37 protein-coding genes and 1 pseudogene are annotated in these 23365 nt (G+C 45.8%); 8 read left to right on the forward strand and 30 right to left on the reverse strand.

Going from position 1 to position 23365, the window contains the following annotated elements:
• Window positions 1-87 precede the first annotated feature (87 nt).
• Together QMY49_RS13235 and QMY49_RS13240 are read left to right on the forward strand one after the other, a co-directional pair.
• On the forward strand, window positions 88-540 hold the full coding sequence (locus tag QMY49_RS13235) for a GNAT family N-acetyltransferase (RefSeq protein ID WP_005450547.1): 453 nt from the start codon (window positions 88-90) through the stop codon (window positions 538-540).
• A complete protein-coding gene (locus tag QMY49_RS13240; RefSeq protein ID WP_009698874.1) occupies window positions 541-1401 on the forward strand; it encodes a DMT family transporter in 861 nt (286 codons plus the stop codon).
• A 76-nt stretch (window positions 1402-1477) separates the two neighbouring features.
• Here QMY49_RS13240 and QMY49_RS13245 read toward each other — a convergent pair whose 3' ends face one another.
• Window positions 1478-2074, reverse strand: a complete 597-nt coding sequence (locus QMY49_RS13245; protein WP_005450551.1) for a LysM-like peptidoglycan-binding domain-containing protein — start codon at window positions 2072-2074, stop codon at window positions 1478-1480.
• Between the two features lie 231 nt (window positions 2075-2305).
• Between QMY49_RS13245 and bamJ the strand changes: the two genes are divergently transcribed.
• Both bamJ and QMY49_RS13255 read left to right on the forward strand, forming a co-directional pair.
• Window positions 2306-2926: a BamJ family beta-barrel-assembly machinery protein gene (gene bamJ / locus QMY49_RS13250; RefSeq protein WP_005450553.1), complete on the forward strand. Its 621-nt coding sequence runs from the start codon at window positions 2306-2308 to the stop codon at window positions 2924-2926.
• A gap of 151 nt (window positions 2927-3077) precedes the next feature.
• Window positions 3078-3557: a DUF2780 domain-containing protein gene (locus QMY49_RS13255; RefSeq protein WP_038897746.1), complete on the forward strand. Its 480-nt coding sequence runs from the start codon at window positions 3078-3080 to the stop codon at window positions 3555-3557.
• Between the two features lie 156 nt (window positions 3558-3713).
• On the opposite strand, the gene rplQ is transcribed toward QMY49_RS13255, so the two are convergent.
• The 29 genes from rplQ to rpmE form a co-directional block, all read right to left on the reverse strand.
• Window positions 3714-4094 carry a 50S ribosomal protein L17 gene (gene rplQ, locus QMY49_RS13260; protein ID WP_005383141.1) on the reverse strand — a complete coding sequence of 127 codons (381 nt, stop codon included), beginning with the start codon at window positions 4092-4094 and terminating at the stop codon, window positions 3714-3716.
• 26 nt (window positions 4095-4120) lie between these two features.
• On the reverse strand, window positions 4121-5113 hold the full coding sequence (locus QMY49_RS13265) for a DNA-directed RNA polymerase subunit alpha (RefSeq protein ID WP_005383143.1): 993 nt from the start codon (window positions 5111-5113) through the stop codon (window positions 4121-4123).
• A 24-nt stretch (window positions 5114-5137) separates the two neighbouring features.
• Window positions 5138-5758: a 30S ribosomal protein S4 gene (gene rpsD, locus QMY49_RS13270; RefSeq protein WP_005383146.1), complete on the reverse strand. Its 621-nt coding sequence runs from the start codon at window positions 5756-5758 to the stop codon at window positions 5138-5140.
• A gap of 27 nt (window positions 5759-5785) precedes the next feature.
• A complete protein-coding gene (gene rpsK / locus QMY49_RS13275; protein WP_001118870.1) occupies window positions 5786-6175 on the reverse strand; it encodes a 30S ribosomal protein S11 in 390 nt (129 codons plus the stop codon).
• An 18-nt stretch (window positions 6176-6193) separates the two neighbouring features.
• A complete protein-coding gene (gene rpsM / locus QMY49_RS13280; RefSeq protein WP_005450559.1) occupies window positions 6194-6550 on the reverse strand; it encodes a 30S ribosomal protein S13 in 357 nt (118 codons plus the stop codon).
• A 149-nt stretch (window positions 6551-6699) separates the two neighbouring features.
• Window positions 6700-6813, reverse strand: coding sequence for a 50S ribosomal protein L36 (gene rpmJ, locus QMY49_RS13285; RefSeq protein ID WP_000868186.1), 114 nt, complete (start codon window positions 6811-6813; stop codon window positions 6700-6702).
• 38 nt (window positions 6814-6851) lie between these two features.
• On the reverse strand, window positions 6852-8186 hold the full coding sequence (secY, locus tag QMY49_RS13290) for a preprotein translocase subunit SecY (protein ID WP_005435093.1): 1335 nt from the start codon (window positions 8184-8186) through the stop codon (window positions 6852-6854).
• Window positions 8187-8206: 20 nt separating this feature from the next.
• On the reverse strand, window positions 8207-8641 hold the full coding sequence (gene rplO, locus QMY49_RS13295) for a 50S ribosomal protein L15 (protein ID WP_005450562.1): 435 nt from the start codon (window positions 8639-8641) through the stop codon (window positions 8207-8209).
• A gap of 5 nt (window positions 8642-8646) precedes the next feature.
• Window positions 8647-8823 carry a 50S ribosomal protein L30 gene (gene rpmD / locus QMY49_RS13300; RefSeq protein WP_005450564.1) on the reverse strand — a complete coding sequence of 59 codons (177 nt, stop codon included), beginning with the start codon at window positions 8821-8823 and terminating at the stop codon, window positions 8647-8649.
• 7 nt (window positions 8824-8830) lie between these two features.
• The gene (rpsE, locus tag QMY49_RS13305) at window positions 8831-9334 is read right to left on the reverse strand and encodes a 30S ribosomal protein S5 (protein WP_005435090.1); all 504 of its coding nucleotides are present in this window, start codon (window positions 9332-9334) and stop codon (window positions 8831-8833) included.
• A gap of 14 nt (window positions 9335-9348) precedes the next feature.
• On the reverse strand, window positions 9349-9702 hold the full coding sequence (rplR, locus tag QMY49_RS13310; RefSeq protein ID WP_005435088.1) for a 50S ribosomal protein L18: 354 nt from the start codon (window positions 9700-9702) through the stop codon (window positions 9349-9351).
• Window positions 9703-9711: 9 nt separating this feature from the next.
• Window positions 9712-10245 (reverse strand): 50S ribosomal protein L6, encoded by a 534-nt coding sequence (gene rplF / locus QMY49_RS13315; protein WP_005450565.1) that lies wholly within the window; start codon window positions 10243-10245, stop codon window positions 9712-9714.
• A 12-nt stretch (window positions 10246-10257) separates the two neighbouring features.
• The gene (gene rpsH / locus QMY49_RS13320) at window positions 10258-10650 is read right to left on the reverse strand and encodes a 30S ribosomal protein S8 (RefSeq protein WP_005450567.1); all 393 of its coding nucleotides are present in this window, start codon (window positions 10648-10650) and stop codon (window positions 10258-10260) included.
• Window positions 10651-10679: 29 nt separating this feature from the next.
• Window positions 10680-10985 (reverse strand): 30S ribosomal protein S14, encoded by a 306-nt coding sequence (gene rpsN / locus QMY49_RS13325; protein WP_004410442.1) that lies wholly within the window; start codon window positions 10983-10985, stop codon window positions 10680-10682.
• 17 nt (window positions 10986-11002) lie between these two features.
• Window positions 11003-11542, reverse strand: coding sequence for a 50S ribosomal protein L5 (rplE, locus tag QMY49_RS13330; RefSeq protein ID WP_005450569.1), 540 nt, complete (start codon window positions 11540-11542; stop codon window positions 11003-11005).
• Window positions 11543-11565: 23 nt separating this feature from the next.
• Window positions 11566-11883 (reverse strand): 50S ribosomal protein L24, encoded by a 318-nt coding sequence (rplX, locus tag QMY49_RS13335; protein ID WP_005435084.1) that lies wholly within the window; start codon window positions 11881-11883, stop codon window positions 11566-11568.
• A 13-nt stretch (window positions 11884-11896) separates the two neighbouring features.
• Window positions 11897-12268: a 50S ribosomal protein L14 gene (gene rplN / locus QMY49_RS13340; protein ID WP_004410450.1), complete on the reverse strand. Its 372-nt coding sequence runs from the start codon at window positions 12266-12268 to the stop codon at window positions 11897-11899.
• A 165-nt stretch (window positions 12269-12433) separates the two neighbouring features.
• Complete coding sequence (gene rpsQ, locus QMY49_RS13345; RefSeq protein ID WP_005450571.1) at window positions 12434-12688, reverse strand: 30S ribosomal protein S17; 255 nt, start codon at window positions 12686-12688, stop codon at window positions 12434-12436.
• Window positions 12688-12879 carry a 50S ribosomal protein L29 gene (rpmC, locus tag QMY49_RS13350; RefSeq protein WP_004410456.1) on the reverse strand — a complete coding sequence of 64 codons (192 nt, stop codon included), beginning with the start codon at window positions 12877-12879 and terminating at the stop codon, window positions 12688-12690. Before rpmC ends, rpsQ begins: the two co-directional genes overlap by 1 nt.
• On the reverse strand, window positions 12879-13289 hold the full coding sequence (gene rplP / locus QMY49_RS13355) for a 50S ribosomal protein L16 (RefSeq protein WP_005379577.1): 411 nt from the start codon (window positions 13287-13289) through the stop codon (window positions 12879-12881). The genes rpmC and rplP overlap by 1 nt, the downstream gene beginning before the upstream one ends.
• A gap of 11 nt (window positions 13290-13300) precedes the next feature.
• Window positions 13301-13999, reverse strand: a complete 699-nt coding sequence (gene rpsC / locus QMY49_RS13360; protein WP_005435080.1) for a 30S ribosomal protein S3 — start codon at window positions 13997-13999, stop codon at window positions 13301-13303.
• Window positions 14000-14017: 18 nt separating this feature from the next.
• Complete coding sequence (gene rplV, locus QMY49_RS13365; RefSeq protein WP_005383164.1) at window positions 14018-14350, reverse strand: 50S ribosomal protein L22; 333 nt, start codon at window positions 14348-14350, stop codon at window positions 14018-14020.
• 10 nt (window positions 14351-14360) lie between these two features.
• Complete coding sequence (gene rpsS, locus QMY49_RS13370; RefSeq protein WP_005431614.1) at window positions 14361-14639, reverse strand: 30S ribosomal protein S19; 279 nt, start codon at window positions 14637-14639, stop codon at window positions 14361-14363.
• 21 nt (window positions 14640-14660) lie between these two features.
• On the reverse strand, window positions 14661-15485 hold the full coding sequence (gene rplB, locus QMY49_RS13375; protein ID WP_005450574.1) for a 50S ribosomal protein L2: 825 nt from the start codon (window positions 15483-15485) through the stop codon (window positions 14661-14663).
• A gap of 15 nt (window positions 15486-15500) precedes the next feature.
• Window positions 15501-15803, reverse strand: a complete 303-nt coding sequence (gene rplW / locus QMY49_RS13380) for a 50S ribosomal protein L23 (protein WP_004398471.1) — start codon at window positions 15801-15803, stop codon at window positions 15501-15503.
• Complete coding sequence (gene rplD, locus QMY49_RS13385; RefSeq protein ID WP_005435074.1) at window positions 15800-16402, reverse strand: 50S ribosomal protein L4; 603 nt, start codon at window positions 16400-16402, stop codon at window positions 15800-15802. The genes rplW and rplD overlap by 4 nt, the downstream gene beginning before the upstream one ends.
• Window positions 16403-16419: 17 nt before the next feature.
• A complete protein-coding gene (gene rplC, locus QMY49_RS13390) occupies window positions 16420-17049 on the reverse strand; it encodes a 50S ribosomal protein L3 (protein ID WP_005435072.1) in 630 nt (209 codons plus the stop codon).
• A gap of 14 nt (window positions 17050-17063) precedes the next feature.
• A complete protein-coding gene (gene rpsJ, locus QMY49_RS13395) occupies window positions 17064-17375 on the reverse strand; it encodes a 30S ribosomal protein S10 (RefSeq protein ID WP_004410492.1) in 312 nt (103 codons plus the stop codon).
• A 457-nt stretch (window positions 17376-17832) separates the two neighbouring features.
• Window positions 17833-18054, reverse strand: coding sequence for a 50S ribosomal protein L31 (rpmE, locus tag QMY49_RS13400; RefSeq protein ID WP_005450576.1), 222 nt, complete (start codon window positions 18052-18054; stop codon window positions 17833-17835).
• A gap of 296 nt (window positions 18055-18350) precedes the next feature.
• On the opposite strand from rpmE, the gene priA reads away from it, so the two are divergent.
• From priA to hslV, 4 genes and pseudogenes are all read left to right on the forward strand, one after another.
• A complete protein-coding gene (gene priA, locus QMY49_RS13405) occupies window positions 18351-20552 on the forward strand; it encodes a primosomal protein N' (protein ID WP_283311961.1) in 2202 nt (733 codons plus the stop codon).
• A 203-nt stretch (window positions 20553-20755) separates the two neighbouring features.
• Window positions 20756-21766 (forward strand): annotated as a pseudogene (gene cytR / locus QMY49_RS13410) (DNA-binding transcriptional regulator CytR); the annotation flags it as partial.
• Between the two features lie 165 nt (window positions 21767-21931).
• Complete coding sequence (locus QMY49_RS13415; protein ID WP_005450581.1) at window positions 21932-22477, forward strand: SPOR domain-containing protein; 546 nt, start codon at window positions 21932-21934, stop codon at window positions 22475-22477.
• 318 nt (window positions 22478-22795) lie between these two features.
• Complete coding sequence (hslV, locus tag QMY49_RS13420; protein ID WP_050939226.1) at window positions 22796-23347, forward strand: ATP-dependent protease subunit HslV; 552 nt, start codon at window positions 22796-22798, stop codon at window positions 23345-23347.
• Window positions 23348-23365: the final 18 nt, after the last annotated feature.

Raw genomic sequence — 23365 nt, forward strand, 5'->3', positions numbered from 1 at the left:
AGACCAGTGAAAATTAACCATTGTTAATGAGTAATAGCAGAAAACGACGTAAAGTCAGCTGCATTCGCTCATTAATGGATATTGAAAATGATCAACTGGACTGCCCTACCTTTCTCTCAACTGACGACGACACAACTCTACGAGATGCTGCGCTTGCGCGTTGATGTCTTTGTGGTGGAGCAAACCTGTCCTTATCCAGAGCTAGATGGAAAAGATACACTGGAAGGCGTTTTTCACCTATTAGGTTACAAAGGAGATGAACTGGTTGCCTGTGCTCGCCTATTGCCTGCAGGTACCACCTACGACAATGTCAGTATTGGTCGTGTAGTAACCAAGCAAAGCGCTCGTGGTGGTGGTCTTGGACATGAACTGCTTGAGCAAGCCCTGCAACATTGCCAACAGCTTTGGGCAGGTAAAACGATAGATATCGGCGCACAGGAACACCTGATGGCTTTCTATGCGAGTCATGGTTTTGAAGTTATTTCCGAAAGCTACCTTGAGGATGGTATCCCTCATGTGGATATGCGCCGAGTAAGCTAAATGTCACCCCATCATCTGGCGTTACTATTACTGGTTATCGGCAACTTGGCGGCGTCACTCTCCGATGTCGCCGTTAAACTGATTGAAGGCGGCATTAGCCCGTTCCAATATATGTTTGTGCGCCAGTTGGCTTCACTGCTGCTCATCCTACCTTTCTATCTCAGACAACAACCGGATAAACGTAGCCTAAAGCAAGCACCTATTACCTTGTTGCGAGCGCATCTAATATTAATTGGTAGCGGATGTATGATGGTTGCGGTGACTCACCTCCCTCTGGCAACTGCAAACGCGGTTTTTTACGCAGCGCCGATTTTAATGTTGCCGCTGTCGATATTGTTCCTCAAAGAGCATCCTCCACTAAGTAAAATCTTGCTCACTTGCTTCGGGTTCCTTGGTGTCTTAGTGGTGCTCAGGCCGGATCATTTTCATTGGGCTGCACTATTTGCACTCGGCACGGCGACCACACTGGCGATGTTTAATATATTGGTAAGAAAGCTACCCAGTGAACAGTCTGTCGTCACCACACTTTGGTGGACCACGCTGTTCTCGCTGCCTATATCGGCGATAATGGCTTGGTTTTATTGGCAGCCGATTAGTTGGCAAGAACTGACACTAGTTATCGCAAGTGCAGTGTGCATCTTAAGCTATAACGGCTTGGCAGTAATGGCATATCAAAAAGCTCCAGCCGGAGAAATTGCTTTAGCAGAATACTCTGGCTTAGTGTTCGTAACACTCTTTGGGATATGGTGGTTTGACGAGATTCCAGATTGGCTGACTGCAATAGGGATCCTGATGATCGTATTACCGCTCTTACCATGGAATAAGAGAAGACAACTTGCCAATCAACAGGCACAAGATTGAGTTCCAGCAGCAAGTAAGCTGACAGACATAAAAAAGACGCGAATCATCGCGCCTTTAGAATGCTTGCTAGTGAACGTTATTTATTACGTCCGAATGTCCCGTCAGATAAACGGAAGAACATCACCGACTCACCACTTTTCTCAAGTTGAAGCATATCTAATTTGCCATCGTCAGCGAGCTTGAAGCGCACCAATTGACCTTGCTTGATTCGACTTAAAGGCTTGTCGCTACCTTCAATTTTAACTAGGGCGTTTAAGTCCGCCATTGGCAGTTGATTACTGCGGAATACTTGGGCCAGTGTATCGCCGTTCTTTACCGTGTACTCTTTCCATTGCTCAGACTTTGGTTCTGAGTTTTGTGCAGAACGCTGCTCACTCAAGCTTTGTGCATTCAATTGAATGGCAACACGTTGATTCTCAACTTGAGTATCATCGATAAGTGCTTCAGTATCTTTTGGCACTGGAATGATCAGAAGCACCAACACCACAGGCACCAATACCATTAGTGCACGTTGATGTAGTTTTGGAAGACGGTGCCAAAACTGAGTGACAGGCTCGATCCTCTCCTGCCACTTCTCTTTGCTAAACGGCTGCTTCCAATCGATAGCAGCGAACTTTTGTTTCATCAATTCGACGTGGTCGACTTGCTGCTTTTTCTTTCTGCGACGATTCATTCTGATGAGTCCCTTAATGCTTCTAATCTCAGTATAAAAATACCAGCGCGGAGAGTATATGTTTTTCGCCAAAGTAAAATGTAATTTGGCGTAAATTAGCAGAAATTTCACTTGGAGTAAGAGATAAGTCACACCCTCTGCTCCAGAATGCGACATTCGAGCTCAATCATTTAAACCGAGGCTCGAACCTGATATCCTGTGCCTTTATCACTCCTAACAAGAGCGACATTCATGTCTGAAATTAAATTTGAAACTGCAGAACAGAAAGCTAGCTACGGTATTGGTCTGCAAATGGGTCAGCAACTAGCTGGTTCTGGTCTAGAAGGTCTTAGCGTTGACGCTATCGCTGCTGGTATTGCAACGGCACTAACTGGTGACATGCCATCTATCGAAATCGATGAGATCAACAACGCGCTTCAAGAGCTACACACTCGTGCAGAAGCAGCTCGTCAAGAAGCAGCTAAAGCAGCAGCAGCTGACGGCGAAGCGTTCCTAAAAGATAACGCTCTACGTCCAGAAGTAAACGTTCTTGAGTCTGGTCTTCAGTACGAAATCATCACTGAAGGTACTGGTGAAATCCCAACAGCGGCGTCTCAAGTACGTGTTCACTACCACGGTGAGCTAACTGACGGCACTGTATTCGACAGCTCTGTATCTCGCGGTCAACCTGCTGAGTTCCCAGTAACTGGCGTAATCAAAGGCTGGGTTGAAGCTCTTCAACTAATGCCTGTTGGCTCTAAGTGGAAACTATATATCCCACAAGACCTAGCATACGGTGAGCGTGGCGCAGGTGCTGCAATCCCTCCATTTGCAGCTCTAGTATTCGAAGTAGAACTACTAGACATCCTATAATTGAGACCATTCTCAATAGCAAATTCGAAGCGGCGCACACTAGCGCCGCTTTTTTTGTCTAGAATAAACAGACTTGAGCTCAATAACCTTACGTCTCAGTAATCTCAAGAAGTAAACAAACAATAATAATCGCAAGCCACATGGAGGTATTATGCGTAAAACACTCCTCACCTTAGCTCTGCTGTCAATGAATATTGGTACAGCTCACGCTTTTCTTGATGCCGTGACCGACAAAGATAACCAAGAAGGTTTAATGGACATGGTTAGCCAAGGTATGAATGCGGAGTCCTCTCCAATCACAGATTTACTAACGAGCCAATTACCAGTTTCGACTGAACAAGCCGCTGGCGGCACAAGTGCATTATTAGCTTTGGCACAAAGCCAACTGTCAGATCAAAATAGCAGTGAACTAGAATCTCTGATCCCAGGGATGTCGAGTTTGGATAGCGCACAAAGCTTGCTAGGTAATATCGAAAGTTTAAGCGCGGTACAAAGCACTTTTGACAAATTGGGGTTAGACCCTTCAATGATCAGTCAATTTGCGCCGGTGATACTGGGCTATTTGGGCGACCAAGGGGCAAGCGAGGGCTTACTCAAGTCACTAAGTGGATTGTGGGGTTCAGGCAGCTAAGAAGTTTCGCCTAAACATAAATTAAGACTAAAGATTCGATTATCAAAGATTAGTTTGAGAGGGGAGACGGAAAACTCAATTTGTTTCGCTTTCAAATACGACAGATACAAAAAAGCCGAGCTAATGCTCGGCTTTTTTTGTTCTTACGAACTGAGATTACTCAGCAGCTTCTTCAGCAGCTGGGCGATCTACAAGCTCAATGTAAGCCATTGGAGCTTTATCACCAGCACGGAAGCCAGCTTTTAGGATACGAGTGTAACCGCCCTGACGAGCAGCAAAACGTGGACCTAGTTCGTTAAACAGTTTTGCAACTACTTCGTTGTCACGAGTACGTGCAAATGCTAGACGACGGTTAGCAACACTGTCAGTCTTAGCTAGTGTAATCAAAGGCTCAACTACGCGACGTAGCTCTTTTGCTTTTGGCAAAGTAGTCTTGATAACTTCATGACGTACTAGAGAGCTAGCCATGTTGCTGAACATCGCTTTACGATGTGAGCTGTTGCGGTTGAGTTGACGACCACTCTTACGATGGCGCATGACCTAATCCTTCTAACTAGTATCGATTAATCTTCAGCGATTGATGCAGGTGGCCAGTTTTCTAGGCGCATGCCCAGAGACAGACCACGTGACGCAAGTACGTCTTTAATCTCAGTAAGAGATTTTTTACCAAGGTTAGGCGTTTTAAGTAGCTCAACCTCAGTACGTTGTACTAGATCACCGATGTAGTGAATCGCTTCTGCTTTCAGACAGTTAGCAGAGCGAACTGTTAGTTCAAGATCGTCTACAGGACGCAGTAGGATCGGATCGAATTCTGGCTTCTCTTCCTTCTCCTCAGGTACACGTACATCACGAAGATCTACGAACGCATCCAATTGTTCAGCTAGGATAGTAGCTGCACGACGGATTGCTTCCTCAGGTTCTAGAGTACCGTTTGTTTCCATATCGATAACAAGCTTGTCTAGATCAGTGCGCTGTTCTACACGAGCTGCTTCTACAGCGTAGGCAATTTTGTCTACTGGGCTGTAAGTAGCATCTACTAGTAGGCGACCGATTGGACGCTCGTCTTCTTCGTTATGGATACGCGCAGAAGCTGGAACATAACCACGACCACGTTCAACTTTGATACGCATTGCGATCTCAGCGTTGTCATCCGTTAGGTGACAAATAACGTGTTCAGGGTTAGCGATCTCTACATCACCGTCATGGGTGATGTCACCTGCAACCACAGGGCCCGAGCCTGATTTGTTCAAAGTAATGAACACTTCATCTTTGCCTTCAGCTACGCGCACTGCCAAACCTTTAAGGTTTAGAAGGATTTCAAGAATATCTTCTTGTACGCCTTCTTTAGTGCTGTACTCATGAAGTACGCCTTCGATTTCTACTTCTGTCACTGCACAACCAGGCATAGAAGATAGAAGAATGCGGCGAAGTGCATTACCTAGAGTATGACCAAAGCCACGCTCTAATGGCTCAAGAGTTACTTTTGCGTGAGTCGAGCTGATTTGTTCGATGTCAACTAGACGTGGCTTAAGAAATTCTGTTACAGAACCCTGCATTGTGTCCTCTCTTTAGTTTAAACCTTACTTAGAGTAAAGCTCGACGATCAATTGTTCGTTGATGTCAGCTGATAGATCAGAACGCTCAGGCATACGCTTGAATGTACCTTCCATCTTGCCACCATCTACTTCAATCCAAGTTGGTTTTTCACGTTGTTCAGCAACTTCTAGAGCTGCTTTGATACGAGCTTGCTGTTTAGCTTTCTCGCGGATAGAAACAACGTCATTAGCCGCTACTTTGAAAGAAGGAACGTTTACAACTTTACCGTTAACTAGGATAGCTTTGTGGCTAACTAGCTGACGTGCTTCTGCGCGAGTTGCGCCAAAGCCCATGCGGTAAACTACGTTATCAAGACGACCTTCAAGAAGCTGAAGTAGGTTTTCACCTGTGTTGCCTTTAAGACGCGCAGCTTCTTTGTAGTAGTTACGGAATTGTTTTTCTAGAACGCCGTACATACGACGAACTTTTTGCTTCTCACGAAGCTGAACGCCATACTCAGATAGACGACCGCGACGAGCGCCGTGTACACCTGGTGCGTTATCAATTTTACACTTGGTATCGATCGCGCGAACACCAGACTTAAGGAATAAGTCAGTGCCTTCACGACGGCTAAGCTTCAGCTTAGGACCCAAATATCTTGCCATGATCTTTCTCCAGTAATCTAAAAAACGTTATACGCGACGTTTCTTAGGTGGACGACAACCGTTATGAGGGATTGGTGTAGCATCAACGATGTTTGTGATGCGGAAACCAGCAGCGTTCAGAGCGCGAACAGTAGATTCACGACCTGGACCAGGACCCTTAACCATAACTTCCAAGTTCTTTAGACCGTATTCTTTAGCCATTTCAGCACAACGCTCAGCAGCAACCTGTGCAGCGAACGGAGTAGACTTACGAGAACCACGGAAACCAGAACCACCTGCAGTAGCCCAAGCTAGAGCGTTACCTTGACGGTCAGTAATGGTTACGATTGTGTTATTGAAAGAAGCATGGATGTGCGCAACGCCATCTGCAACTTGCTTGCGTACGCGCTTACGAGCGCGAGTTGGTTGTTTAGCCATTGTACTCTACCTTCCCGATTATTTCTTGATCGGCTTACGCGGACCCTTACGGGTGCGAGCGTTGGTTTTAGTACGCTGTCCACGTAGTGGTAGACTGCGACGATGACGAAGACCACGGTAACAGCCAAGGTCCATAAGACGCTTGATGTTCATAGATACTTCACGACGTAGATCACCTTCTACAGTGTACTTAGCTACACCATCACGCAGTTGATCGATCTGCTCTTCAGTTAGTTCACTGATCTTAACATCTTCAGCAATACCCACTTCAGCTAGGATAGCTTGAGAGCGAGTTTTACCGATGCCGTAGATCGCCGTTAGAGCGATTACAGCGTGTTTCTGATCAGGAATGTTAATGCCTGCTATACGGGCCATTATTCACTCCTAAGTGTTTCTATAAAAGAATTAGCCGCAGCAAAGCCCGTTATGGATACGCTGCGGAGTACTACTTCTTTTGCACGCAAAAGGTAGGCCGAGGAATATACTCGACCTAACCTTCATTTTCAAGTAAAAATTTCTGCTAATTAGCCTTGGCGCTGTTTGTGCTTTGGCTCACTGCAAATCACGCGAACAACACCGTTGCGCTTGATTACTTTACAGTTACGGCAGATTTTTTTAACGGAAGCACGAACTTTCATTGCTAAACTCCGTAATTGAAACTGAGTCTACCGTCGAATTAACGACCGTAGCCTTTCAGATTCGCTTTCTTCAACACAGAATCATACTGTTGAGACATCAGATGAGTCTGTACCTGTGCCATAAAGTCCATGATAACAACTACTACGATAAGTAGTGATGTACCGCCGAAGTAGAAACGTACGTTCCACGCGACCATCATGAACTCGGGAATCAGACAGATAAAGGTAATGTACAGTGCACCCGCTAGGGTTAAACGTGTCATCACTTTATCAATGTACTTAGCTGTCTGCTCACCTGGGCGGATACCGGGTACGAATGCACCGGACTTCTTCAAGTTATCTGCTGTTTCACGCGGGTTGAATACCAACGCCGTGTAGAAGAAACAGAAGAAAATAATCGCTGCTGCATAAAGCATTACATACAGCGGTTGACCTGGGCTAAGAGCCAAAGACACGTCAGTTAACCAACCGAACGCGCTGCTCTCACCGTTCTGACCAAACCACTGAGCCAATGTTCCTGGGAACAGGATAATACTTGATGCAAAAATCGCTGGGATAACACCCGCCATATTAATTTTAAGTGGCAAGTGCGAGCTTTGCGCAGCAAATACTTTACGACCTTGTTGACGCTTAGCGTAGTTAACGACGATTCGGCGTTGACCACGTTCCATGAAAACAACGAAGTAAATTACTGCAAAAGCTAATACCGCGATTAGCAACAGAAGAAGTACATGCAATTCACCTTGACGCGCTTGCTCGATTGTTTGACCGATTGCAGAAGGCAATCCAGCAACAATACCTGCAAAAATCAGAATGGAAATACCATTACCGATTCCTCGCTCTGTAATTTGTTCACCTAACCACATTAGGAACATGGTACCAGTTACTAAACTTACGGTAGCAATTAGCGTAAACATGGTTTGGTTCATAACAACCAGATTATCGACCATGTTTGGTAAGCCTGTTGCAATACCAATAGCTTGGAATGTTGCAAGTACAAGCGTGCCGTAGCGTGTATATTGGCTGATCTTACGACGGCCTGCTTCACCCTCTTTTTTGAGTTCCGCTAACGCTGGATGAACTACAGTTAGCAATTGGACAACAATAGAAGCCGAAATATACGGCATGATGCCCAACGCTAATATAGATGCACGCTCAAGAGCACCACCGGAGAACATGTTAAACATTTCAACGATGGTACCTTTTTGCTGTTCGAACAAATCGGCAAGTACAGCAGCGTCAATACCAGGAATCGGCACAAAAGAGCCGGCTCGGAATACTAAAAGTGCACCAATTACGAATAACAAGCGCGACTTTAGTTCACTTAAGCCGCTCTGAGCACTACGAAAATCTTGTCCTGGTTTCTTAGCCATCTGTACCTCGTTCCTCGAGATTATTCCTCGATTTTACCGCCTGCAGCTTCGATTGCAGCTTTAGCGCCTTTAGTCACACGTAGACCTTTAACAGTCACTGCTTTGTTAATCTCACCAGAAAGAACAACTTTTACAAATTCGATGTTCTTAGTGATGATGTTAGCAGCTTTAAGGCTGTTTAGATCAACCACGTCACCAGAAACTTTCGCTAGCTCAGCTAGACGAACTTCAGCAGACACTAGGCTCTTACGAGAAGTGAAACCGAATTTTGGTAGACGTTGTTTCAGAGGCATTTGACCGCCTTCGAAACCTGGACGAACTTTACCGCCAGAACGTGATTTTTGACCTTTGTGACCACGGCCACCAGTTTTACCTAGGCCAGAACCGATACCACGACCTACACGCTTAGGAGCGTGCTTAGAGCCAGCAGCCGGTGCAAGAGTATTCAAACGCATTCTGATTACTCCTCAACTTTAACCATGTAGAAAACCTTGTTGATCATACCGCGTACACACGGAGTATCTTCAAGTTCTACTGTATGGTTGATTTTACGAAGACCTAGACCACGCAAAGTAGCTTTGTGCTTTGGTAGGCGGCCAATTGAGCTTTTAGTTTGAGTTACTTTAATAGTTGCCATGGTGTTCTTACTCCGAAATAGCTTCAACAGTTAGACCACGTTTAGCAGCAACCATTTCTGGCGACTTCATGCTACCTAGTGCATCGATCGTTGCACGAACGATGTTGATAGGGTTCGTAGAACCGTATGCTTTAGATAGTACGTTGTGTACACCAGCAACTTCTAGTACTGCACGCATCGCACCACCTGCGATAACACCAGTACCTTCTGCAGCAGGCTGCATGTAAACTTTAGAGCCCGAATGGCGACCTTTCACTGGGTGGTGAAGAGTGCCTTCGTTTAGCGCGATAGTAGTCATGTTACGACGCGCTTTTTCCATTGCTTTTTGAATCGCTGCAGGTACTTCACGAGCTTTGCCGTAACCGAAACCTACACGACCGTTACCGTCACCAACTACTGTTAGTGCAGTGAAGCTCATGATTCGACCGCCTTTAACCGTTTTAGAAACACGGTTAACTGCGATTAGCTTTTCTTGCAAATCATTCGCTTGAACTTGTTGTTCTTTAGCCATCTTCCAACCCTACCTTAGAATTTCAGACCAGCTTCGCGAGCAGATTCTGCTAGCGCCGCTACTCGACCGTGGTATTGGAAACCAGAACGATCAAATGCAACTGCAGTTACGCCTTTTTCAAGAGCGCGCTCAGCAACAGCTTTACCTACTGCTTTAGCTGCATCAACGTTACCAGTGTATTTCACTTGCTCACGGATCGCTTTTTCTACAGTAGAAGCTGCTGCGATAACCTCAGAGCCATTAGCCGCGATAACCTGTGCGTACACGTGACGAGGAGTACGGTGTACAACTAGGCGAGTCGCACCCAGTTCTGCAATCTTACGACGTGCACGTGTAGCACGACGGATGCGAGATGCTTTCTTATCCATAGTGTTACCTTACTTCTTCTTAGCTTCTTTAGTACGCACATTTTCATCTGCGTAACGAACACCTTTACCTTTGTAAGGCTCAGGTTGACGGTAAGAACGAATGTCAGCCGCAACTTGACCAACTAGTTGCTTATCACAACCAGTGATGATGATTTCAGTTTGGCTTGGACATTCAGCTTTAATACCCGCTGGCAACTCGTGCTCAACTGGGTGAGAGAAGCCTAGTGTTAGACCTACAGCGTTGCCTTTGATAGCAGCACGGTAACCAACACCTTTAAGAGTTAGCTTCTTAGTAAAGCCTTCAGTAACACCAACAACCATGTTGTTAACTAGAGCGCGAGCTGTACCAGCTTGTGCCCATGCGTTAGCAACACCTTCTTTAGGACCGAAAGTTAGGTTGTTTTCTTCCTGAGCGATTACTACAGCGTTGTTAAGAACGCGAGATAGTTCGCCCTTAGCACCTTTTACAGTGATTTCTTGGCCGTTTAGTTTCACCTCTACGCCAGCTGGAATAGCGACAGGTGCTTTAGCAACACGAGACATATTCTACTCCTATTAAGCTACGTAGCAGATGATTTCACCACCAAGACCTGCTTTACGTGCAGCGCGGTCTGACATAAGACCCTTGGAAGTAGAAACGATAGCAATACCAAGACCACCCATTACAGAAGGAAGTTGATCTTTCTTCTTGTAAACACGTAGACCTGGACGAGAAACACGTTTAAGTTGCTCGATTACTGGTTTAGCTTGGAAGTACTTAAGAGTAACTTCTAGCTCAGGTTTTGCTTCGCCTTCAACAGCGAAGTCAACGATGTAACCTTCAGCTTTTAGTAGTGCAGCGATTGCAACTTTAAGCTTTGAAGAAGGCATTTTAACAGCAACTTTGTTTGCTGCCTGACCGTTACGAACACGGGTCAGCATATCCGAAATCGGATCTTGCATGCTCATATGATTTACTCCAAATGATTAAGTGGCAATTACCAGCTAGCCTTACGAAGACCCGGAATCTCGCCTTTCATGCAAGCTTCACGAACCTTAATACGGCTTAGACCGAACTTACGTAGGTAACCGTGTGGACGACCAGTTTGGTTACAACGGTTGCGCTGACGTGATGCACTTGAATCACGTGGAAGAGATTGCAGTGTAAGAACCGCATTCCAACGATCTTCTTCAGATGCGTTTACATCGCTGATGATAGCTTTTAGCGCTGCACGCTTTTCAGCGAACTTAGCTACTAGCTTCGCACGTTTTGCTTCACGTGCTTTCATTGAATTTTTAGCCATAACAGTAACCCTTCACCTTACTTACGGAATGGGAAGTTAAAGGCAGCCAGCAGAGCACGGCCTTCCTCATCAGTACCAGCAGACGTCGTAATAGTGATGTCTAGACCGCGTACTCGATCAACTTTATCAAAGTCGATTTCCGGGAAGATGATTTGCTCGCGAACGCCCATGCTGTAGTTACCGCGACCGTCAAAAGACTTAGCGCTAACACCACGGAAGTCACGTACTCGTGGAAGAGCGATCGAAATTAGACGCTCAAGAAAATCCCACATACGTTCGCCACGCAAGGTTACTTTACAACCGATAGGGTAGCCTTCACGGATTTTGAAACCTGCAACAGATTTACGAGCTTTAGTGATAAGTGGCTTTTGACCAGAGATCGTTGCCATATCAGCAGCTGCGTTTTCTAGCAGTTTCTTATCGTTGATTGCTTCACCAACACCCATGTTTAGGGTGATTTTCTCGATTCTAGGGACTTGCATGACGCTTGTGTAGCTAAACTGTTTGGTCAGTTCAGCGACTACAGACGACTTGTAGTAATCATGCAGTTTCGCCATAGTAGAACTCCAAATTACTTCTATTAGTTAGAAACGATTTCGTTGTTAGACTTAAAGAAACGAACTTTCTTACCATCTTCAAAACGGAAACCGATACGGTCAGCTTTACCAGTAGCTGCGTTAAAGATCGCCACGTTAGAAACGTCGATTGCTGCTTCTTGCTCTACGATACCGCCTTGGATACCTAGTGCAGGAACAGGTTTCTGGTGTTTCTTAACAAGGTTGATACCTTCAACGATAACTTTACCAGTTGCTAGGACCTTAGTTACTTTACCTTTCTTGCCTTTGTCTTTACCAGCAAGAACGATTACTTCGTCATTACGACGGATTTTAGCTGCCATTTCTACGTGCTCCTTACAGAACTTCTGGAGCCAGTGAAACGATCTTCATGAACTTATCGCCACGAAGTTCGCGTGTCACAGGACCAAAGATACGTGTACCGATTGGTTGCTCAGTGTTGTCGTTCAACAATACACAAGCATTTCGGTCGAAGCGAATGACAGAACCGTCAGGACGACGTACGCCTTTACGGGTGCGCACTACCACCGCCTTCAGAACGTCACCTTTTTTAACTTTACCGCGAGGAATTGCTTCCTTAACAGTAACTTTGATAACGTCACCGATATGTGCATAACGGCGGTGAGAGCCACCCAGAACCTTAATACACATTACGCTGCGTGCGCCTGAGTTATCAGCTGCGTCCAGCATACTTTGCATTTGGATCATGTTAGTGCTCCGCTAAATAATAAAAAAACTAGACCCTCTCGGGTCGGGCTGCCTCTTTAAAAGGGACGCGAATTGTACCACCCTTTTTTGTGATTGGGTAGTCAAAAAATAAACGGCTCCAAAAATAATTTTTGGAGCCGTTTGTCAATCATAGATTGGGGAAGATTACATCTTCGCCTTTTCTACAACTTTAACCAAAGTCCAAGACTTAGTCTTAGACAGTGGACGACACTCTGCGATTTCAACTTTGTCGCCTAGGCCACATTCGTTGTTCTCGTCGTGTGCGTGTACTTTAGTCGTGCGCTTTACGAATTTACCGTAAATTGGGTGTTTAACCATGCGCTCGATAGCAACTACGATAGACTTGTCCATCTTGTCGCTAACAACACGACCTTGTTGAGTACGTTTTACTTCGCTCATTATGCGCCTGCCTTCTCAGTCAAAACAGTTTTCACACGTGCGATATCACGGCGTACAGCTTTCAGAGTATGAGTTTGCTGTAGCTGACCAGTTGCAGCTTGCATGCGCAAGTTGAACTGTTCACGTAGCAAATTCAATAGCTCAGCGTTAAGCTCTTCAACGCTTTTCTCGCGTAGATCTTGTGCTTTCATCACATCACCTGCTTAGTTACAAATGTAGTTTTGAATGGCAGTTTACGAGCCGCTAGGCGGAACGCTTCACGAGCCAATTCTTCAGGTACACCACCCATTTCGTACATAACCTTACCAGGTTGGATTTGGGCTACCCAGTACTCAACGTTACCTTTACCCTTACCTTGACGAACTTCAAGTGGTTTTTCTGTGATTGGTTTGTCTGGGAACACACGGATCCAGATTTTACCTTGACGCTTAACGTGACGTGTCATTGCACGACGTGCCGCTTCAATTTGACGAGCAGTTAGACGACCACGGCCAACAGCTTTAAGACCGAATTCGCCGAAGCTTACATCAGTACCTTTAGCTAGACCACGGTTACGACCTGTCTGAACCTTACGGAACTTAGTACGTTTAGGTTGTAGCATCTGTCGACTCCTTACTTACGGCCTTTACGCTGCTTCTTAGGCTTGTCGCCTTTAGGCTCTACAGCGTTAGCTGCTGGCATACCACCTAGGATCTCACCTTTGAAGATCCAAGTTTTAATGCCGATCACACCGTATTGAGTGTGAGCCGAAGAAGTTGCGTAATCAATGTCTGCACGTAGAGTGTGTAGAGGTACACGACCTTCACGGTACCACTCAGAACGTGCGATTTCAGCGCCGCCTAGACGACCGCTTACTTCTACTTTGATGCCTTTAGCACCTAGACGCATTGCGTTTTGTACCGCGCGCTTCATAGCACGACGGAACATAACACGACGCTCTAGTTGAGACGCGATGCTGTCACCAACAAGTTGTGCATCAAGTTCAGGCTTACGTACTTCAGCGATGTTAATTTGCGCTGGTACACCTGCAATTTTTGCTACAGCTGCGCGTAGTTTCTCAACGTCTTCACCTTTCTTACCGATTACAACGCCTGGACGAGCAGTGTGAATAGTCACACGGATGCTCTTAGCAGGACGCTCGATAACGATGCGTGAAAGAGACGCTTTTTGTAGTTCCTTAGTTAGGAACTGACGTACCTTGAAGTCGCCGTCTAGGTTGTCAGCGAAATCTTTGGTGTTAGCAAACCATGTAGCATTCCAAGGCTTAACGATGCCAAGACGAATACCATTAGGATGTACTTTTTGACCCATTGCTTACTCTCCTAGTCTCTAGCGATCTGCTACAACAACAGTGATGTGGCTTGAACGCTTCAAGATACGATCCGCACGACCTTTAGCACGAGGCATAATACGCTTCATGGTTGGGCCTTCATCTACAAAGATTTTTGCGACATTCAGATCGTCAATATCTGCACCTTCGTTGTGCTCCGCGTTAGCGATAGCAGACTCTAGAACTTTCTTAACTAGAGCAGCAGCTTTTTTGTTGCTGAACGTTAGAATTTCTAGAGCTTGGTCAACAGATTTACCACGAATTAGATCCGCAACTAAGCGAGCTTTCTGAGGCGAAATGCGAGCAAAGTTATGTTTAGCAATAGCTTCCATTATTTACTCCTTAACGCTTCTTAGCTTTCTTATCCGCAGCGTGACCGCGGTAAGTACGTGTTGGTGCGAATTCACCTAGTTTGTGACCGATCATTTCTTCGGTTACGAAAACAGGTACGTGCTGACGACCATTATGGACAGCGATGGTCAAACCGATCATCGATGGGATGATCATTGAACGACGGGACCAAGTCTTAAGTGGCTTTTTGTCTCCGCTTTCCACCGCTTTCTCTACCTTCTTCAGCAAGTGTAGGTCAATAAATGGACCTTTCTTGAGAGAACGTGGCATGGCGATTCCTCTTTATATAGATTACTTGTTACGACGACGTACGATGTACTTGTCAGTGCGTTTGTTCTTACGAGTCTTGAAGCCTTTAGTTGGCATACCCCAAGGAGATACTGGATGACGGCCACCAGAAGTACGACCTTCACCACCACCGTGTGGGTGATCAACCGGGTTCATTACTACACCACGTACGGTTGGACGTACGCCGCGCCAGCGTGAAGCACCAGCTTTACCAAGTTCACGTAGCATGTGCTCAGAGTTACCAACTTCACCGATTGTTGCACGGCCTTCAGAAAGAACTTTGCGCATTTCGCCAGAACGTAGACGGATAGTTACGTACGCACCGTCGCGAGCAACGATTTGAGCGTAAGCACCAGCCGAACGAGCTAGCTGACCACCTTTACCAGGTTTTAGTTCAACGTTGTGTACAGTTGAACCTACTGGGATGTTACGCATTGGTAGAGTGTTACCAGCTTTAATCGGTGCATCAACACCAGATTGGATAACATCACCAGCTTGAACACCTTTAGGTGCTAGGATGTAGCGACGCTCACCGTCTTTGTAAAGAACTAGAGCAATGTTTGCGCTACGGTTTGGATCGTATTCTAGACGCTCAACTGTCGCTGGGATACCGTCTTTAGTACGTTTGAAGTCAACTACACGGTAGTGGTGCTTGTGACCACCGCCGATGTGACGTACTGTGATACGACCGTTGTTGTTACGACCACCGTTCTTAGAGTTTTTCTCTAGAAGTGGTGCGTATGGCTTGCCCTTGTGTAGGTCAGCGTTAACAACTTTAACAACGTGACGACGACCAGGGGAAGTCGGCTTACATTTAACAATAGCCATTCTTAACTACTCCTGTTATTCCGCGCCGCCAACAAAGTCAAGATCTTGACCTTCTTTCAAAGTAACGTACGCTTTCTTAACGTCGCTGCGGCGACCTTGGCGTAGACCTTGACGTTTGGTCTTACCCTTAGTGATAAGAGTATTTACAGACTTAACTTCAACTTCAAAAAGCTTTTCTACAGCTGCTTTGATCTCTTTTTTAGTTGCATCTTTAGCTACTTTGAAAACGATAGTGTTCGCTTTCTCAGCTGCCATAGTTGCTTTTTCAGAGATGTGCGGAGCACGTAGAACTTTTAGGATACGCTCTTCAGTGATCATGCTAGCATCTCCTCAACTTGCTTAACTGCTTCAGCAGTCATTACAACTTTGTCGAACGCGATTAGTGAAACTGGGTCGATACCAGCAACGTCACGTGCGTCAACTTTGTATAGGTTACGAGCAGCTAGGAATAGATTCTCATCTACTTCGCTAGTCACGATTAGAGCGTCAGTTAGCTCAAGCTCTTTAAGCTTAGCAACTAGCTCTTTAGTCTTTGGCGCTTCAACTGAGAAGTTATCAACAACGATTAGACGCTCTTGACGAACTAGCTCAGAAAGAATGCTCTTCATAGCACCGCGGTACATTTTTTTGTTTACTTTTTGGCTGTGATCTTGTGGTTTCGCAGCAAAAGTAACACCACCTGTACGCCAGATTGGGCTACGGATTGTACCAGCACGCGCACGGCCAGTACCTTTTTGACGCCATGGCTTAGCGCCACCGCCAGAAACTTCTGAACGTGTTTTTTGAGCACGTGTACCTTGACGAGCACCTGCTGCAAACGCAACAACTACTTGGTGTACAAGAGCTTCGTTAAACTCACGTCCGAAAGTAGTTTCGGAAACAGTTAGTGCATCAGCACCTTTAACCATTAGTTCCATTACTTACTCCTGAGACGTTATGCTTTAACAGCTGGTTTAACGATCACGTTGCCACCTGTTGAGCCTGGTACTGCACCTTTAATAAGAAGCAGATTGCGCTCAGCGTCAACACGTACGATCTCTAGGTTTTGAGTCGTTACACGCTCAGCACCCATGTGACCTGCCATTTTCTTGCCTTTAAATACGCGACCTGGAGTTTGACATTGGCCAATTGAACCCGGTGCACGGTGAGACAATGAGTTACCGTGAGTCATATCTTGAGTACGGAAGTTCCAACGCTTAACAGCGCCTTGGAAACCTTTACCCTTAGATGTACCAGTAACGTCTACTTTCTTAGTTTCGTTGAATAGTTCAACTGTTAGCTCAGCGCCAACTGCGAACTCTTCACCGTTTTCCAAACGGAATTCCCAAAGACCACGACCAGCTTCAACGCCAGCTTTAGCAAAGTGACCTGCTTCAGCTTTGTTTACGCGGTTAGCTTTCTTAGAACCAGCAGTTACCTGGATTGCAGCGTAGCCATCTGTCTCAAGAGTTTTAACTTGAGAAACACGGTTTGCTTCAACTTCAACAACTGTTACTGGGATAGAAACGCCGTCTTCAGTAAATACGCGGGTCATGCCCACTTTACGACCGATTAGACCAATCATTCTTCTAATCTCCCTTAACCTAGGCTAATTTGAACGTCAACGCCCGCAGCAAGGTCTAGACGCATTAGAGCATCAACAGTTTTGTCTGTTGGCTCAACGATGTCGATTAGACGCTTGTGAGTACGGATTTCGTACTGGTCACGTGCTTTCTTGTTAACGTGTGGAGAGATAAGAACTGTGAAACGCTCTTTACGAGTTGGTAGTGGGATTGGACCACGAACCTGTGCGCCAGTGCGCTTAGCTGTTTCAACGATTTCCGCTGTAGAAGCGTCGATTAGTTTGTAATCGAATGCTTTTAGGCGGATACGGATACGTTGGTTCTGCATGAGACAGAGCTCCAATATTAAAAATTACACAAACAATATCGCCACTCAGACTCGTAAAGACGAGAGAATGCCGATTGATTTATGTGAAACCGTAGCATCCAAGATTAGGACGCATTGTCAGTTAATTTTCGATTAACTACCCCTACATACCAGAGTCACCTCTGGGGATAGTTTTTCCGAAGAAAAGATAGCTAATTGTATTAACCGCGAACATAAGCTGAGTCTACATTACCTCGTAAATCCGAAGATTTACTCGCTCCTCATTGCTCATTGGTTCACAACTGGCTTAACCAGTGCGCTGCATTATACAGATCACACTTTAGGATGCAATAGCCGAGTGAAAAAATAATCGAACAAATTTTAGCCGCTCGATTCTCCCCTACTTTTGCGCTAGCCAATAAACAAAAAGGACGCCGAAGCGTCCTTTTTTAAACTGTAATCGTAATAGCGTCTGCTATTATTTCTTACCGCTTGATAGTGCACCGAAACGCTTGTTGAAGCGATCAACACGGCCGCCTGTATCAACGATACGTTGCTTACCAGTGTAGAATGGGTGACACTTGTCACATACGTCTAGGTGGATAGATTCCTTCGCTAGAGTAGATTTGAACTCGAAAGAGTTGCCGCAAGAACAAGTAGCAGTGATTGCTTTGTATTCTGGGTGGATACCAGCTTTCATGGGATAACCTCAATTGTAGGCCGTGTCGCTATACGAGTCTAAGCCGCACACCACACGTAATTAATAATAAAAGTACGATACCGCGTCGGCCAATCGCCGAAGCCATATCTCAAGGCGCAGTATAGTAATGAATCACTAAGCTAGGATCAACACATTTGGCAACTTTTTCGCCACTTTTTTCACCAGTACTTTAGTACTGAGAGGAATCTACCCTCATTAAATACCGATCACTCGAATTTCTTAGTGCGTTTTAATAGACTATAGCCCTCTTCCCTCTTTTATATAGTAAAGATTCTATGCGTCCATCCATCGCCAGAGTGGCACTGCCAGTCCCTCTCGACAAACAGTTTGATTATGCTATTCCCGGGCATCTGTTTCCGATCATTGGTGGGCGAGTTTCTGTACCTTTTGGGCGTCAAACTTTAGTTGGAATTGTCACCGCGATGGTTAATCACTCTGACTTTCCTAAAGAGCAACTTAAGCCACTTAAAGCTGTATTAGACACCCAACCCATTTGGTCAGAGAAGCTCTATTCTTTGCTTACTTGGTGTAGTCAGTTCTATCAGCATCCTCTTGGCGACACCTTGCACAATGCTATGCCTGCCGCCCTAAGAAAAGGCAAACCTGCTGACTTCTCAACCTTATACGAGTGGCAAATTACCACTTCAGGCAAAGATAAACTTATGCAGGGGCTTGGTCGCGCGGTTAAACAGCAGCGTGCTCTGCAGATGTTGATTGACGGTCCCATTCCACATCAAGAGTTTAGTGATCAAGAAATACCATCTTCAGTGCTCAAGTCTTTAGAGGAAAAAGGCTGGATTGAACGTATTGAAAAGAAACCTGAGATCACCAAGTGGGGAGAGCAAGTTGAGCGTGAAGTAGAGAAGCCCAAGCTTAACCATGAACAAGCTCTGGCAATCGCCAGTGTTAATAGCCAAACCGGATTTGCCTGCTATTTATTAGAGGGCGTTACCGGTTCGGGGAAAACCGAAGTCTACTTAAACCTGATCAAGCCAGTGCTCGAGAAAGGCAAACAAGCGTTGGTTTTAGTGCCCGAGATCGGCTTAACACCGCAAACCATCAATCGCTTTAAGCATCGCTTCAATGTTCCTGTGGACGTGATTCATTCTGGTTTGAATGATACTGAGCGACTCAATGCTTGGCTTTCAGCGCGAGACAAAGCAGCTGGCATCATCATCGGAACACGCTCTGCTCTGCTTACCCCTTTTGCTGACCTTGGCATTATTATTGTCGATGAGGAGCATGACTCTTCATACAAACAGCAAGACAGCCTGCGCTACCACGCTCGCGATGTCGCTGTAATGCGAGCACATAAAGAACAAGTACCCATCGTACTTGGTTCTGCGACACCTGCTTTAGAAACACTGTACAACGCACTTTCTGGTAAGTATCACCACTTAACGCTCACCCAACGCGCAGGCTCTGCGGTACCAACAACGAATAAAGTACTGGATGTTAAAGGGCTTTACCTAGACAGTGGCTTATCTGCCCCTCTGATCGCTGAAATGCGTAAGCACCTCGATTCTGGCAACCAAGTCATGCTGTTCCTAAACCGCCGCGGTTTTTCTCCTGCGTTGATGTGTCATGAGTGTGGTTGGACAGCCGAGTGTAAGCGCTGCGATGCCTACTATACCTTCCACCAGTACAGCAATGAGATCCGATGCCACCATTGCGGGTCTCAACAACCCGTGATTCATCAATGCCAAGGTTGCGGCTCCACTCAACTAGTAACCGTTGGAGTTGGGACAGAGCAACTGGAGCTTCAACTTGCCAAGCTCTTTCCTGAATACAACGCGATTCGTATTGATAGAGACAGCACTCGCCGTAAAGGCAGCTTGGAAGATGCTCTCGAATCGATTCGTAAAGGCGAATATCAAATCCTGATTGGTACGCAAATGCTGGCGAAAGGTCACCACTTTCCGAACGTGACACTTGTGGCGCTACTGGACGTGGACGGTTCTCTATATAGTAGTGACTTTCGGGCTTCGGAAAGGCTGGCGCAATTGTTCATTCAAGTCGCGGGACGTGCAGGTCGAGCAAGCAAACCTGGCGAAGTGATTTTACAGACTCACCACCCTGAGCACAGCTTGCTTCAGTCTCTATTGCAGAAAGACTATCGTGACTTTGCCATGACAGCACTAGAGGAACGTAAGTTGGCTCAGCTTCCACCTTACAGCTTCTTAACCCTATTTAAAGCGGAAGCTAACCAAAGCGAGTTGGTCGAAGACTTTTTGCGTCAGGTTCGCTTCACCCTTGAGTCACACCCATTGTTTGATGGTTCCTGCATGGTTTTAGGACCGACTCCATCACCATTAGCTAAGCGTGCCGGGAAATATCGTTGGCAGTTGTTACTGCAAACTCAGCATCGCTCATTGATGCAAAAGTTATTAACCAGTGCAAAACCTGCTATTGAGTTGTTGCCAAATGCCAAGAAAGTTCGCTGGAATTTAGACATAGAACCACAGGATCTCAGCTAGCAAACGTTTAACTATGTAATGAATTACCTTCTAATGTGAGTCAAATCACATTAGGATTGCAATTTTTGTTAAACAGACCGTAACTTTCCCTTTAGAAATGAATAGACTATTCAAATTAGTAAAGTCTAAAGTGGATCAGTCACATAGGCTTCAATTAGAACAATGACTCACGTCATCTTGGCGAATATTTTAAGAGGGTAAAAACTATGGCGACAATGAAGGATGTTGCCCAGCTTGCAGGGGTATCTACTGCTACGGTATCGCGAGCATTAATGAATCCAGAAAAAGTCTCTTCATCAACAAGAAAGAGAGTGGAAGATGCCGTACTTGAAGCTGGTTATTCACCGAATTCATTAGCTCGTAATTTACGTAGAAATGAATCAAAGACCATTGTCACTATCGTACCGGACATATGCGATCCGTATTTCTCTGAAATCATTCGCGGTATCGAAGATGCAGCAATGGAACACGGTTACCTAGTTCTTCTTGGCGATAGCGGTCAGCAGAAAAAGCGCGAAAGCTCATTCGTAAACTTAGTATTCACCAAGCAAGCTGATGGCATGTTACTACTGGGAACCGACTTACCATTTGATGTCAGCAAGCCAGAGCAGAAAAACCTACCACCAATGGTCATGGCGTGCGAATTCGCTCCTGAGCTGGAACTACCAACGGTGCATATCGATAACTTGACCTCTGCATTTGAAGCCGTGAACTACCTGACGCAACTTGGTCACAAGCGTATTGCTCAGATCTCTGGTCCAGATACTGCGGTGCTGTGCCAGTTCCGCCAACAAGGTTACCAACAAGCACTTCGCCGTGCTGGTATTAGTAAAGAAGAGCAATACAGCATTGTGGCTGACTTCTCTTTCGAAGGTGGCGTTCAAGCCGTACGCAAACTTCTCGAATTGCCTGAACCACCAACCGCTCTATTCTGTCACTGCGACACCATGGCGATTGGTGCTATCCAAGAAGCGAAACGTCTTGGTCTGCGTATTCCGCAGGATTTATCGGTTGTCGGCTTTGATGATATTCAATTCGCGCAATACTGCGATCCACCGTTAACCACCATCTCTCAACCACGTTATGAGATTGGTCGCCAAGCAATGTTAATGATGCTAGAGCTACTGAAAGGTCACGACGTGCACTCAGGCTCTCGCTTGCTTGAAACTAAATTAGTTGTGCGTGGTAGTGCAGCGCCACCACCTTTGCGCTAATCAGTAAGCGAATCCACAACATAAATAGAAACGAAAGCGACGCATCTAGCGTCGTTTTTTTACGCCTATCCTGTACGTAGCTAACAAGATTACGTGAATAGGGTGTTTTCTCGTCGCGTTCTGGATTAACATATTTGCCAGAATCCTTGATGACCAGAAGTAACCGTGGCAAATAGAGATTATGTAAGACGCGGACGCGGCGCTCCGAAGAAGTCGACAAAAAAACAACCTTCCAGAAAGAAACCTTGGCGTAGTGGTCTGCTAGCAATCCTGCTTGTGGGCGGTTTTGGCTACGGCTTATATCTACTCAGCAATGATCCTGAACCGAAACAACCCGTTGCGAAACAGGAACCAGTGACCACCAGCAAACCAAAGCCGAAGAAAGAGTTACCGCCCCCACCAGAAGAAAAGTGGGAATACGTGGAATCTCTACCGAAGCGTGAAGTGGAAGTCGTTGCCAAAGAAGTTGAAGTATCAAAAGTCCCTTATGTGATGCAATGTGGTGCTTACAAAAAACAGAGCCAAGCTGAAGAACGTAAGCTAGCGATTGCTTTCCAAGGTATTACGAGCCGTGTCATTAAGAAAGACGGAAGCTCCTGGTACCGTGTTGTTCTTGGTCCATACAAGTTCAAACGAGACGCAGAAAAAGATCGCCACAAGTTGCAACGCGCGAAGATCGAGCCGTGTGCAATTTGGAAAGAGAATCTTTAATTCTTATTCGATACATTAATGCAGAGACCAACCGAGTGATCGGTTGGTCTTTTCTTTTATTGGAGAGTGCTGCTCATTCTCACGCTAGGGAATGACTCAAGATCATTCATCACCACGAATCCAGTTCAGTTTCACTATATAGGCTATATACCCAACTCGTTCGTATACACCAGCGCCCTCGCCACCCCCAGCTCTCTTCCTTGTTCAAAATGACAAAACGTAATGTCTGCAATCGAAAAACACCTTCCCCTTGAATCCCCGAATCCCTTACCCCATATACTTAATTAAATCCAAAGAGAAATAATTAAGAGGTCGACTGTGACTACCATTGTATCTGTACGTCGAAACAATAAAGTCGTCATCGCGGGTGATGGCCAAGTGTCGCTAGGCAATACCGTAATGAAAGGCAACGCACGTAAAGTTCGCCGCCTATACAACAACCAAGTTCTTGCTGGTTTTGCTGGCGGTACTGCGGATGCCTTTACCCTATTCGAGCGCTTTGAAAGCAAGCTGCAAATGCACCAAGGTCACCTTACTAAGGCTGCCGTTGAGTTAGCAAAAGATTGGCGTAGCGACCGTGCACTTCGCAAACTAGAAGCACTACTGGCCGTTGCGGATGAAACTGCTTCACTGATCATCACTGGTAACGGTGATGTCGTTCAGCCAGAAAACGATCTTATCGCCATTGGCTCTGGCGGCGCATACGCGCAAGCAGCAGCAACCGCATTATTAGAAAACACAGATCTAGACGCGCGAGAAATCGCAGAAAAATCACTGAACATTGCTGGTGACATCTGTGTATTCACCAACCATCATCACACTGTAGAAGAGCTAGAATCTACAGCAGAGCTTCCTAAGCCAACGGCTTAAGCGTAATCGTAACGAAGT

Source organism: Vibrio harveyi (assembly GCF_030060435.1).
GTDB classification, from domain to species: Bacteria; Pseudomonadota; Gammaproteobacteria; order Enterobacterales; family Vibrionaceae; genus Vibrio; species Vibrio harveyi.